This is a genomic window from Ruegeria sp. AF2 (assembly GCF_056542025.1).
The window spans coordinates 886,929-898,781 of the sequence record NZ_JBQFZC010000001.1 but is presented as its reverse complement, the minus strand read 5'-3'; the positions used below and the strand labels follow the sequence as shown (position 1 = coordinate 898,781).

General features: G+C 58.1%; 12 protein-coding genes. All 12 read left to right on the top strand.

Annotated elements, in window-relative coordinates; genetic code table 11:
• The first annotated feature begins 29 nt into the window (after nt 1-29).
• The 12 genes from ACR0NM_RS04435 to ACR0NM_RS04380 all read left to right on the top strand — a co-directional run bounded on the left by ACR0NM_RS04435 (nt 30) and on the right by ACR0NM_RS04380 (nt 11,830).
• The gene (locus ACR0NM_RS04435; protein ID WP_170567117.1) at nt 30-1,520 is read left to right on the top strand and encodes a replicative DNA helicase; all 1,491 of its coding nucleotides are present in this window, start codon (nt 30-32) and stop codon (nt 1,518-1,520) included.
• 173 nt (nt 1,521-1,693) lie between these two features.
• Nucleotides 1,694-2,632 (top strand): isopenicillin N synthase family dioxygenase, encoded by a 939-nt coding sequence (locus tag ACR0NM_RS04430; RefSeq protein WP_480613399.1) that lies wholly within the window; start codon nt 1,694-1,696, stop codon nt 2,630-2,632.
• 47 nt (nt 2,633-2,679) lie between these two features.
• A complete protein-coding gene (gene alr / locus ACR0NM_RS04425; RefSeq protein WP_170800638.1) occupies nt 2,680-3,714 on the top strand; it encodes an alanine racemase in 1,035 nt (344 codons plus the stop codon).
• A complete protein-coding gene (locus tag ACR0NM_RS04420; protein WP_480613397.1) occupies nt 3,711-4,493 on the top strand; it encodes an MlaE family ABC transporter permease in 783 nt (260 codons plus the stop codon). The genes alr and ACR0NM_RS04420 overlap by 4 nt, the downstream gene beginning before the upstream one ends.
• Nucleotides 4,490-5,236 (top strand): ATP-binding cassette domain-containing protein, encoded by a 747-nt coding sequence (locus tag ACR0NM_RS04415; protein WP_170421956.1) that lies wholly within the window; start codon nt 4,490-4,492, stop codon nt 5,234-5,236. Before ACR0NM_RS04420 ends, ACR0NM_RS04415 begins: the two co-directional genes overlap by 4 nt.
• Nucleotides 5,237-5,702: 466 nt before the next feature.
• Nucleotides 5,703-6,155: a paraquat-inducible protein A gene (locus ACR0NM_RS04410; RefSeq protein WP_170421959.1), complete on the top strand. Its 453-nt coding sequence runs from the start codon at nt 5,703-5,705 to the stop codon at nt 6,153-6,155.
• A gap of 237 nt (nt 6,156-6,392) precedes the next feature.
• Nucleotides 6,393-7,079: a DNA repair protein gene (locus ACR0NM_RS04405; RefSeq protein ID WP_480613395.1), complete on the top strand. Its 687-nt coding sequence runs from the start codon at nt 6,393-6,395 to the stop codon at nt 7,077-7,079.
• A gap of 121 nt (nt 7,080-7,200) precedes the next feature.
• Nucleotides 7,201-8,565 (top strand): DNA repair protein RadA, encoded by a 1,365-nt coding sequence (radA, locus tag ACR0NM_RS04400; protein ID WP_170406458.1) that lies wholly within the window; start codon nt 7,201-7,203, stop codon nt 8,563-8,565.
• Between the two features lie 40 nt (nt 8,566-8,605).
• The gene (locus tag ACR0NM_RS04395) at nt 8,606-9,178 is read left to right on the top strand and encodes a CvpA family protein (protein WP_170396819.1); all 573 of its coding nucleotides are present in this window, start codon (nt 8,606-8,608) and stop codon (nt 9,176-9,178) included.
• A 472-nt stretch (nt 9,179-9,650) separates the two neighbouring features.
• Complete coding sequence (locus ACR0NM_RS04390; RefSeq protein WP_170396817.1) at nt 9,651-9,806, top strand: hypothetical protein; 156 nt, start codon at nt 9,651-9,653, stop codon at nt 9,804-9,806.
• A 16-nt stretch (nt 9,807-9,822) separates the two neighbouring features.
• Nucleotides 9,823-11,343: an amidophosphoribosyltransferase gene (purF, locus tag ACR0NM_RS04385; RefSeq protein WP_170396815.1), complete on the top strand. Its 1,521-nt coding sequence runs from the start codon at nt 9,823-9,825 to the stop codon at nt 11,341-11,343.
• A gap of 238 nt (nt 11,344-11,581) precedes the next feature.
• Entirely contained in the window at nt 11,582-11,830 is a 249-nt protein-coding gene (locus tag ACR0NM_RS04380) for a hypothetical protein (RefSeq protein WP_170396813.1), read from the top strand.
• Nucleotides 11,831-11,853 lie beyond the last annotated feature (23 nt).

Here is an 11,853-nt window from a genome sequence, read left to right as displayed (position 1 = left end):
CCTCTGTCCAGGGGACAAAGAGAACAGCAATGAACGAGATCAGCAGTATCGAGCAGGCCGCCGCACAGATTCAGAACCCAGAAACAATGCCGCACTCCATCGAGGCCGAGCAGCAGCTTCTGGGTGCGATTCTGACGAATAACGATCTGTATGATCGCGTCGCTTCGATTATTGGGGCCGAGCATTTCTATGATCCGGTTCATGCGCGCATCTACGAAGTCGCGTCGACCCGTATCGCTAAAAATGCGCTGGCTTCACCCGTCACGCTGAAGTCTTTCATGGCCGAGGATGAGGGCCTGAAGGAACTGGGCGGTCCGGCCTATCTGGTCAAGCTTGCCGGTGCCTCGATCAGTGCCTTTGCGGTGCATGACTACGCCCAAATGATCTATGACCTCGCCATTCGGCGCGAGCTGATCCGGCTGGGCCGGGACATTTCTGACAAGGCGGCGCGGGTCGATGTCAGCAGCGAGCCCAAAGAACAGATCGTCGAGGCCGAGCAACAGCTTTATCAGTTATCCGAGCAGGGCCAGACCGAACAGGGTTTTCAATCCTTCCTCAAGGCGGTCACAGAAGCCGTCAACGTCACCAACGAGGCGTACCAACGCGGTGGCGGCATGGCGGGGATTTCCACCGGTCTGGCCGATCTCGACAAGCAATTGGGTGGCCTGCACCCGTCCGACCTGATCATTTTGGCCGGGCGTCCGTCGATGGGTAAGACCTCGCTGGCAACAAACGTCGCATTTAACGTGGCCAAGGCCTACAAACGCGGCACCAAGCCGGACGGCTCTGAAGGTGCGATCGACGGCGGTGTGGTTGGGTTCTTTTCACTCGAAATGAGCGCCGAACAACTTGCGGGCCGGGTTCTGGCCGAGGCTTCCGAGATTTCCAGTCACAAAATCCGCCAAGGCGACATGACCGAGGCCGAGTTCCGCCGCTTCGTTGACGCCGCGAAAGAACTGGAAGCCTGCCCGCTATTCATCGATGACACCCCCGCCCTGCCGATCTCGCAACTCGCTGCCCGAGCACGGCGGCTGAAGCGGACGCACGGGCTGGATTTGCTGGTGATCGACTACCTTCAGCTCTGCCGCGGAATGGCCGACAACCGCGTCAACGAAATCGCCGAGATTTCGATGGGCATGAAAGCCATCGCCAAGGAACTCAACATCCCGGTCATCGCATTGTCACAGCTCAGCCGACAGGTAGAAAGCCGTGACGACAAACGCCCGCAGCTGTCTGACCTGCGGGAATCGGGCTCGATCGAACAGGATGCCGACGTTGTGATGTTCGTGTTCCGCGAGGAATACTACAAGGAACGCGAAAAACCCGGCGATCACGAGTTGGAAAAGATGGAAGAGTGGAAACAGGCCATGGAGCGCCTGCATGGCAAGGCCGAGGTCATCGTCGGCAAGCAGCGCCACGGCCCCATCGGCACGGTAGAGCTGTCGTTCGAAGCTCAGTTCACCCGATTTGGCAATCTGGTCAAACCCTGGCAACAGGATAGCCAAATCGAGGGTTATTGATTCCTTGACCTGCCCGGTCCGATGTGTACGGATCGGGCCATGCAAGCTTGTCTCAATCCCCTACCCCGGCGCGTGATTCTGGCGCGTCATTTCGGGCATCGCCGCAAACGCTTTGCGGGATAGACCGGGGGCATTTTTGCCCCTGCAATCTTCCCAATATAAGCGAGAGAGACATGACTGAATTCACAGAGATCCCCGTTATTCGTCTGGGTGCACGCCCTGATGAGGAAATCGCGGCCGAGTTTCGTTCGGCCTACGGCACGACCGGTTTTGGCTATATCGAAGATCACGGAATAGACCCGCAGCTGATGCGCGATGTGTTCGAAGCCTCAAAACGGTTTCACGCACTGCCGCTGGATCAAAAGCTGGCAATCGCAGTCGACCACACGCATCGCGGATACATCGCCATCAACACATCGACAGATGTGAACTCAACACTGGCCCATGTAAAAAAACCCAACCAATCCGCCAGCTTCATGATGATGCGCGAGGATGCTGGCGTTGATCCCGATATCTACCTCTCGGGTCCAAACCGATGGCCTGATCTACCGGATTTTCGCGACACCCTAGAAACCTACGTTAAGGCTATGTCGTCCCTTGGACGCAGATTGATGCATATCGCGCTGATCGCTTGCGAGGCGCAGGATTTCTCGATCCTTTCCGCCTTTGATGAGCCTACATTCTGGCTGCGTCTGCTTCACTATCCTCCGCAAGCAAAGACCAGCCCCGATGATCTATTCGGCTCGGCCCCGCACACTGATTTCGGATGCCTTACGCTGCTTGCTCAAGATCAGGTGGGCGGCTTGCAGGTCAAAACACCGTCAGGGCATTGGGTTGACGTTCCGTCCCGTCCCGACGCTTTTGTCGTCAATGTCGGGGATATGCTGCACCGGATGTCGAACGGCCGCCTGCTTTCGACGCCGCATCGGGTCATCAACCGTTCGGGCCGTGAACGATATAGCGTTCCGTTCTTCTTTGATCCTCATGTCAGCACAATCATCGAACCCCTACCCGGGACCGGCCAACCTCAGTTTAGCCCCTTATTATTTGCGGATTTCCTGCGTTCCGAGCTGGAAGCGGCCTATGAGGCGCATAAACCCGCCAAGAATTAAGGTGCTCCCCCTTGACCTGGGCCAATCCTATGTGATGAACGGCGTTTATGAGTACCGCACATCTGACGATAAATCTGCACGCGCTCGCCCAGAACTGGCAGGCGCTTGACGCAAAGACCCAGGTTGAAACCGGCGCAGTGGTCAAAGCTGACGCTTACGGGTTAGGTGCCGGTCCAGTCGCCTCTGCGCTGGCTGAGGAAGGCGTTGCAAAATTCTTCGTCGCCGTTGCCGAGGAAGGCGTGGCCGTGCGTGAGGCTGTGGGCCCCGGCCCGCTGGTTGCGGTGTTTTCCGGACATATGGAGGGTGACACGGATCTGCTGCGCCAGCATGATCTGACGCCGTTGATCAACTCGCCCGAACAATTCAAGCGTCATCGTCAGGCCCTGCCCGATCATGGCTTTGGTATCCAGCTCGACAGCGGTATGAATCGCCTTGGGCTTGAGCCTGCGGACTGGGCCGAACTGCGGCACGAAGCTCTTGCCCTGGACCCGCTGGTCGTGATGTCGCATTTGGCCTGCGGGGATGAGCCTGAACACCCTATGAACCGCCAACAGTTGAACACGTTCAAACAGATGACCGATGGCGTCGACGCGCCGCGCTCGCTTGCGGCGACGGGTGGTACTCTGATGGGGCCGGAATTCCACTTTGACTTTTGCCGCCCAGGGATTGGCCTGTACGGCGGGATGCCCTTTGCCGGGGCCAAGCCGGTCGTCACCGTCGATATGCCGGTGATTCAAGTGCGCGACGTCGCCGTCGGCGAAACAGTCGGCTACGGCAACAGCTGGAGCGCGCGTCGCCCGTCGAAGATTGCGACCGTTGCGGCCGGTTATGCCGATGGGCTGCATCGCGCCATTGGGGGCGGCATCGATACATTCGCTGGTGATCAGCCCTGCCCGGTGGTAGGACGTATCTCGATGGACCTGATCACCGTGGATGTGACTGACTTGCCGTATAAACCTGATCGCCTGCGTATCCTGAACGGGCACCAAACCGTCGATGATCTGGCCGAAGCCGCTGGCACCATCGGCTATGAAATTCTGACCTCGCTCGGCAGTCGCTTTTCGCGGGGCTACGTGGAATGAATCCCGTTTCATTGCTGGGTGAGCTGGGGCGTTCTATCCTGACCATGCTCGCCGCGTTTGGCCGCGTCGCGCTGTTCGCGCTCGACGCGGTTTCGCACATTTTTCGACCACCGTTTTATCCGCGCGAGTTCGGAATCGCCCTGCTGAATATCGGCTGGTTGTCCCTGCCCGTGGTCGGCCTGACCGCCATCTTCACCGGCGGCGCGTTGGCGTTGCAGATCTACGCAGGCGGCGCGCGTTTCAACGCCGAGGCCGTGGTGCCCCAGATCGTCGCCATAGGCATGGTGCGAGAGCTTGGCCCGGTGCTGGTCGGCCTGATGATCGCCGCCCGCGTGACGTCTTCGATCGCCGCCGAGATTGCGACGATGAAAGTGACCGAGCAGATCGACGCTCTGGTCACATTGTCCACCCATCCGATGAAATACCTCACCGCCCCACGCGTGCTGGCCGCCCTGATCACGGTTCCAGCGCTGGTCGGGGTCGGAGATATCATCGGCATCGCAGGCGGTTACACCGTCGCGACGCAAAATCTGGGCTTCAACCCGGCAGCCTATCTGAAAAACACCGTCGATTTCCTTGAAACCCGCGACATCGTCTCGTCACTGGTGAAAGGCGCCGCCTTCGGCGTTATCGCCGCCATCATGGGCTGCTACTACGGCATGTCCTCAGGCCGCGGTGCGCAGGGTGTGGGCCGGGCCACCAAAGGCTCGGTCGAGGCTGCAGCCGTGCTGATCCTCGCCGCCAATTTCGTTCTTACAGGGGTGTTCTTCTCGCTATGATCCGGATGGAGAACGTACATAAGGCCTTTGACGACAACCACGTCCTGCAAGGCATGAACCTTGATATTCCCCAGGGCACCTCGATGGTCATCATCGGCGGTTCTGGCACGGGTAAATCCGTGGCGTTGAAATGCATACTCGGCCTGATCAAGCCTGACAGCGGCATGATCTATGTCGACGGCAAGGACGCCTCCAAAGGAGACCGCGACGCGTTTCTGGCCCGTTTCGGGATGCTGTTTCAGGGTGCTGCGCTGTTTGACTCCCTGCCCGTCTGGCAAAACGTCGCCTTCCGCCTGCTGCGCGGTTCACTGAAACGCCCGGCGGATGAGGCGCGCGAAATCGCCATCGAGAAACTGCGCCGCGTCGGCCTGAAATCCAACGTCGCCGACCGCTTCCCCGCCGAGCTATCGGGCGGCATGCAAAAACGCGTCGGTCTCGCCCGCGCCATCGCCGCCGAGCCCGAGATCATCTTTTTCGACGAACCCACCACGGGCCTCGACCCTATCATGTCCGGCGTTATCAACGACCTGATCCGCGAGATCGTGACCGAGATGGGCGCCACCGCAATGACCATCACCCACGACATGAGCTCGGTCCGCGCGATTGCCGACAACGTCGCCATGCTGCACGGAGGTGTGATTCAGTGGACCGGCCCGGTCGAACAGATGGACGCCTCGGGTGATCCTTATGTGGAGCAGTTCATCAGCGGGAGTGCAGAGGGGCCGATTGAGGCGGTGCGGTAAAGTTTGTTAGCCAGACAATGACCCTCCTGCTCTTTACCCCGCTTGTCTTTCTCGGGCTCTATTTGTTGGCCATACATGACTTGCGCCATGAACGCGGACGTTAACGCGATTTCTCAAAGCTAGTGTTTTTCGGCATGTTGCCGATAGTTTTGTTTGCTGTGACGTTGTGGATCGCAAACTCATCCGATCAATACATTTGGGCTTCGAGTGTATCCACGGTTTTGACACTGATCGCATACTTGAAATGCGGTTTTGATTTGATTGCGTTTCGAAAAGAAGAGTCAGCGCCTGTTCGATCAAATATCGCATTGGCAATTTGGTTCGGTTCTTTGGTGGTCTATGCTTTCGTATTTCTCAATCGATTTCTGGGACTCTGAATACTTCGATAGTGCAACGAACTCCGTTGAAAAGGATTGTCTGGGTAACCCACTTGTTAGGATCAAATAAACCCCTTTATCTGTGTAGCATGACCCTCCGCCTCGCCACCCTCTCCCTCCTGATCCTCTACCCCATCGCGTGGTTCGCCCCGCTGATGCGCGCCGGGCTCCTCCCGATCTTTGGCCTCAGCGAAATCAGCGTCATTACCGGGCTCCAATCCTTGTGGAAATCCGACATCTTCCTCGCGCTGATCGTCACCATCTTTGCCCTCTTCGCGCCCTACATCAAAACCATCGGGACCGCGCTGATCCAATGGAACCTGCTGGACCCGCGCGTCCAACCCGCACTGAACACACTCGGCAAGCTTGCGATGGCCGATATCTTCCTCATCGCGCTCTACATCACACTGGCCAAAGGCATCTCATACGCCACGATCGAAACTGCGTGGGGTCTCTATCTGTTTACCGGCTGCATTCTGGCCTCGCTGGCCTTAGGCCACATTACAGAGATGACATTTGGATCACGAAAACCTCAGACCTGATTGATTGAAAACAGATTTCTGAGTATCATCTTTATATTTCGAGCAGTAAATTTTGTAGTTTTCGGGTCCGTAGCGGATCACTTCGCGTCTGTTTAACCTTCCGCTTCGGCCCGGTTTTGTACCGGTTGAAGAAGGAGAACGACGATCATGGCCGCCCTCCACACAATAACATTGCAATTTCAGAATACCTTATTAAGGCTCACTTTTTTCCTTATCTGCGCCGCAGCATTGTTCGCGGTGACGACCACCATTTTATCCGCGATTGGCATCCTGCCCTGGCTCTCGTTGCAGGCCGGTCTCAGTAACGGTGCAACGATTGACGCAGGCGTATATGTTCAGGCCGGATTGACCGCCCTGATCCTGATGCTGGTCTTCTATCTGCCATCGAACGCCCGCATGATGGCGCTTGAAAACACCCATCGTAAGTTCACAATGAATATGCAGGACGTGGCCGGGGCCTATCAGGTCGCCCATGCCGCCGACCGCAGCGGCGCCTTTGCGCTGGCCTCCGAATTCGACGCGGTGAAAGAGCGCATGGCCTTCCTGCGCGATCACCCCGATTTGCAGGGGCTCGAACCGCAGGTGCTGGAACTGGCTGCTCAGATGAGCCAGATCAGCCAGGACCTGGCCGAGACCTATGGGGACACAAAGGTCGAACGCGCCCGTGCCTTCCTGCGGCAACGTCAGGAAGAGGTCGAACAATTCCAGCAGCGCATCGAGGAAGCCCAAATCATCCAGCACGAGCTGCGCCAATGGACCCGCGATATAGAAATCGAAGAATCCATCGCCAAATCCCAGCTCGCGCGCCTCAGGGACGAATTGTTTGACCTGCTGCCCGAGCTGTCGGCGCAATTGCAATCTTCGACCGACGAATCCAAACCTGCCAGCGTCGTCGCGATGACCCCGCCGCGCGCCGCGGAATAGGCGCGTCTAGCGCCCGCAGCGGACGATGGCCCGCAGGGCCTGAGGACGTGGCGCGCCACCGGCGGTGAGGAAAGCCCGCAAGGGCTTGAAGAACCGCCCTTCCTCGGGCACCAAGGGCGACATGGCAAAGACACAATCCTTCACCTGCTCCGCCTGCGGTGCCTCACATACACGATGGTCAGGCCGCTGCGACGGCTGCGGCGAGTGGAACACCATCGTTCAGGAAGCCCCGCTCTCGGCTGGACCAGCCAAGAAATCCCTCGGCGGCAAACGCGGCCAGTCAATCGCGCTCACCGACCTCTCGACCGAAGAAACACCCCCGCCCCGCACCCTCTGTGGTGTTGAAGAATTGGACCGTGTCCTCGGCGGCGGCCTTGTCCCTGCATCGGCCCTGCTGGTGGGCGGAGACCCCGGTATTGGCAAGTCCACCCTGTTGCTACAGGCCGCCGCACGTTTTGCCCGCAAAGGTGTCAAAACCATCTACGTCTCGGGCGAAGAGGCCAGCGCGCAGGTTAGGATGCGCGCGCGCCGGTTAGGTCTGGAAGAGTCGCCAGTGCAATTGGCCGCTGAAACCAACCTTCGGGACATCCTCACGACGCTAGAGGCAGAAAAACCCGGCCTCGCCATCATCGACTCGATCCAGACGATGTGGGCCGACAATGTCGACAGCGCGCCGGGCTCGGTGTCGCAGGTGCGCGCCGCAGCGCATGAGCTGACGACATTTGCAAAACGCCACGGCGTATCGATCATCATGGTTGGCCACGTCACCAAAGAAGGCCAGATCGCTGGCCCCCGTGTAGTCGAACATATGGTCGACACCGTGCTTTACTTCGAAGGCGAACGCGGGCACCAGTTCCGCATCCTGCGCGCCGTTAAGAACCGCTTTGGCCCAGCGGATGAGATCGGCGTCTTCGAAATGACCGGCAAAGGGCTGGCGCAAGTCACCAACCCCTCGGCCCTGTTCCTATCGGAACGCGGTAAGCCCAGCCCAGGTTCCGCCGTGTTCGCAGGTATCGAAGGCACCCGCCCCGTGCTGGTCGAATTGCAAGCACTGGTGGCGCCGTCCCCCCATTCCCAGCCCCGCCGCACAGTTGTCGGATGGGATAGCGGGCGGCTCGCCATGATCCTTGCAGTGCTCGAAGCACGCTGCGGCATCCCCTTTGCCGGGCTCGATGTCTATCTGAACGTCGCCGGAGGGCTGAAAGTCAGCGAACCCGCCGCTGACCTCGCCGTTGCTGCTGCACTGCTCAGCGCTCGTGAAGACACCGCCCTGCCTGCCGATACGGTCGTTTTCGGAGAAATCTCGCTATCCGGGGCACTTAGACCAGCCCCGCAGACCGAAAACAGGTTGAAAGAAGCGCAAAAACTTGGTTTCACAGCGGCAATTGCTCCGGCAGGTGGCAAAACTGGCACTGTGGCAGGTCTGACACTCACCCGACCCTCTGATTTGGTGGGGTTTGTTGGCGAAACCTTCGGAGCAGGGTAAAGTCGCGCCTTGAGGGGCAGAAAACGAACAGGCGAGGGCCATGGAAGGTTTTACAATAATTGACGGGGCTGTGGCCCTGATCATCGTGCTGTCGGGCTTGCTGGCCTATTCGCGCGGTTTCATGCGCGAGGTTTTGGCCATCGCAGGTTGGGTCGCCGCGGCAGTTCTAGCATTCATCTTTGCGCCGCAGGCTGTGCCGCTGGTCAAAGAAGTGCCAGTGGTCGGTGAATTCCTGCGCGACAGTTGTGAGCTTTCGGTGATTACCGGCTTTGCCGCCGTCTTCGCCATTGCACTGATCGTAGTCAGCATCTTCACGCCGCTATTCTCTTCACTGGTGCAGCGTTCCGCGCTTGGTGGGCTGGATCAGGCGCTTGGCTTCTTCTTCGGCATCGCCCGCGGCATCCTGTTGGTTGCCATCGCGTTCTTTGTCTACGACACGGTGATGACCGGCCAGTCTTATACCATGGTTGATGAAAGCCGCTCTGCCAAAGTGTTCGAACAGTTCAGCGGACAGATCGAAGAACAAAACCCCGAGGCGGCGCTGGGTTGGGTTACCGCCCAGTACGAAGAGCTGGTCGCAAGCTGCACCGCCGACAACGCCTCTGAGGGCTAATCAAACCAAATTCCAACGAGAAGCCCGGTTTCAGCCGGGCTTTTTTGCGTTTGGTTCGGAAAAATCAGATAAACCCTTCGCCACCACAAATATTGCAACGGATGGTCTTCAGGCCAAAGCATCCGTCACATCGGCTTGAGATCGGCTTGCCATACTGGTCTCGGCTCTTGATCACTTCACCGGTTCCCTTGCAGATCTCGCAGGGTGCGCGCCCTGCCCCACGACATCGGTGGCAACGCCGCTTGACAGGTTTGTCCTTCGGTGTGTTTTGCTTGTGTTGCCACATGGCGTCTGCTCCACCAGGTATTGCCGGACTGCATGCAAAAAAACCTTCGTAATGATATGACAGCATAGGTCTGTACATTTGTCATCCTAAACCCGCGGCGTGTACAATTCGCACCTGCGTCAAATCGCGAATGTGATCCTTTGATGACACACGCATCGTTTGGCATTATGTGGAGGCCATACCGACATGGAATCGGAGCTGCCGACCTTGCTGTATCTGTTTTCTTATGCGCTAGCCGCTTTCGTGCTTGTGCCTGAGTCCCGTGCAAACGGACCAAAACACACCATTCAGATACCCGTCCGCACCCGATCCGACCTGAACGCCATCCTAAGCAAGTCATAGAAATTGGAGCCCGTGTATGTGTGGGATTTTGGGGATCGCAAGCCGGACACATGATGTCTTTGCGGAAATCTATGACGGCTTGCTGATGCTTCAGCACCGAGGTCAGGACGCCTCGGGGATCGTCACCTACAACGGCGAGTTCTTCCGTGAGAAGAAAGCAAATGGTCTCGTCAAAGACGTGTTCAATGCCAGTGACGCCGAAACCCTGTTGGGAAAGGTCGGCATGGGCCATGTCCGCTATCCAACCGCTGGCTCGCTCAGCGCGGCCGAGGCGCAACCATTTTTCGTGAACGCGCCTTATGGCATCTATCTGGTTCACAACGGCAACATCACCAATACCGAAGAACAGCGCGAAAAGGTAACTGCCAAATACAGCCGTCACCTGCGCACAACTTCGGATTCAGAGGTCCTTCTGAACGTACTGGCCGACAAGGTCGCTGATGCGATCAAGGTCAATGGTAATGCTGATCCGATCCGCAACCTGTTTGCCGGTGTCAAAATGACGATGGAGCGGGTTCAGGGGGCGTATTCGGTGATCTGCCTCGTCGCGGGCGTAGGGATGCTGGCCTTCCGCGATCCTTACGGCATCCGACCTTTGTCTGTTGCCAAGCGTGCTGCAACTGGTGACGGCGATGATTATGCCTTTGCGTCCGAAGATGTGGCATTCGGCATCAACGGTTTTGACAAGCTGCGCGACCTAGGTCCCGGCGAGGCGATCCTTATCGACCTCGACGGCAATATGCACGAGTTCCAGGCCGTTGAAGGTAAACTGACGCCCTGCATCTTCGAGTATGTCTATCTGGCCCGACCAGATTCGCTGCTGGATGGGGTGTCGGTTTACAAAACCCAGATGCGCATGGGGCAGACGCTGGCCAAGCAAATTCAGGACTCGGGACTTGAGATCGACCGGATCATCCCTGTGCCAGATAGCGCCCGCCCTGTCGCGCTTGAGGCCGCAAAGATCACAGGCATTCCCTATCGCGAGGGGCTTGTGAAGAACCGTTATGTTGGCCGCACCTTCATCATGCCGGGCCAGGAAGAACGGCAGAAATCCGTGCGTCGCAAACTGAACGCGGTGCCTTTGGAGTTTGACGGTCATAACGTACTGCTGATCGATGATTCGATCGTGCGCGGCAATACAATCAAAAAGATCGTCCAGATGTGCCGTGAGGCCGGCGCCAAAAAGGTCTACATCGCCAGCGCCTCGCCCCCGGTGAAATACCCCAATGTCTATGGCATCGATATGCCCACCCGACACGAGCTTGTCGCGAATGGCAAAGAGATCGAGGAGATTCGCGAAGAACTGGGTGCGGATGCGCTGTTCTACCAACATCTCGACGATCTGATCTGGGCTGCCAAGGAAGGCAACCCCGAGATCGAAGCCTTTGACTGTTCCTGCTTTGACGGCAACTACGTCACCGGCGTCGATGAGGAATATCTGGGCAGCCTAGAAAACAGCAGTCGGGTCAGCAAGAAGCGTGAAGATATGCAGGTGGTCGGCAGTTCGTGGAACGCGGCGAAACTTGCCTCGGGGTGATCGGGCGAATCGCTTTGTCCTGAGGCGTCGGCCAAGAGACTTGCGCTAGCCGCCATAGGTCAGAATCCGCCGACAACCTATTGCTGAACAGGCTGCATTTGCAACGGGTTCGGTATGCGGCATTCGAACCGCTCCGAACCGAGTGCTGCCGGCCTTTTGGTCCGGCAAATCCCGTGTTACCCGAATGCCGAAAACCACTCACAAAACGGGGTCCGGGCGCGCAGCTCGGCCACAGATCATGGCAAACGCAACGGTGAAAAGCGCCGCCACACAGGCGGGAGCGCTCAAGAAGAACGCGGTCTCGGTATTGGGCATTTTTGGGCCCAAGGCGGACCTGCAAGCCCTGGTCCGCATGTCGTCGGGGCGCATTAAGAAAGTGAAACCCGGCAGTCGTGTCGGCCCGGGTAAGGTCGTCGCCATTGATGAAAATGGTGTTGTGCTGCGACAAAGCGGCCAGAACCGAAGGATCGACATCCCCGGCAGCTGATCCTGACTTGACGCCCTGCGCGT

What these genes read in the sequence shown, in the direction of transcription:
- ACR0NM_RS04420 (WP_480613397.1), top strand. Translation starts at nt 3,711, where the DNA reads ATGAATCCCGTTTCATTGCTGGGTGAGCTGGGGCGTTCTATCCTGACC.
- alr (WP_170800638.1), top strand. Translation starts at nt 2,680, where the DNA reads ATGAGTACCGCACATCTGACGATAAATCTGCACGCGCTCGCCCAGAAC.
- purF (WP_170396815.1), top strand. Translation starts at nt 9,823, where the DNA reads ATGTGTGGGATTTTGGGGATCGCAAGCCGGACACATGATGTCTTTGCG.
- ACR0NM_RS04380 (WP_170396813.1), top strand. Translation starts at nt 11,582, where the DNA reads ATGGCAAACGCAACGGTGAAAAGCGCCGCCACACAGGCGGGAGCGCTC.
- ACR0NM_RS04395 (WP_170396819.1), top strand. Translation starts at nt 8,606, where the DNA reads ATGGAAGGTTTTACAATAATTGACGGGGCTGTGGCCCTGATCATCGTG.
- radA (WP_170406458.1), top strand. Translation starts at nt 7,201, where the DNA reads ATGGCAAAGACACAATCCTTCACCTGCTCCGCCTGCGGTGCCTCACAT.
- ACR0NM_RS04410 (WP_170421959.1), top strand. Translation starts at nt 5,703, where the DNA reads ATGACCCTCCGCCTCGCCACCCTCTCCCTCCTGATCCTCTACCCCATC.
- ACR0NM_RS04435 (WP_170567117.1), top strand. Translation starts at nt 30, where the DNA reads ATGAACGAGATCAGCAGTATCGAGCAGGCCGCCGCACAGATTCAGAAC.
- ACR0NM_RS04415 (WP_170421956.1), top strand. Translation starts at nt 4,490, where the DNA reads ATGATCCGGATGGAGAACGTACATAAGGCCTTTGACGACAACCACGTC.
- ACR0NM_RS04390 (WP_170396817.1), top strand. Translation starts at nt 9,651, where the DNA reads ATGGAATCGGAGCTGCCGACCTTGCTGTATCTGTTTTCTTATGCGCTA.
- ACR0NM_RS04430 (WP_480613399.1), top strand. Translation starts at nt 1,694, where the DNA reads ATGACTGAATTCACAGAGATCCCCGTTATTCGTCTGGGTGCACGCCCT.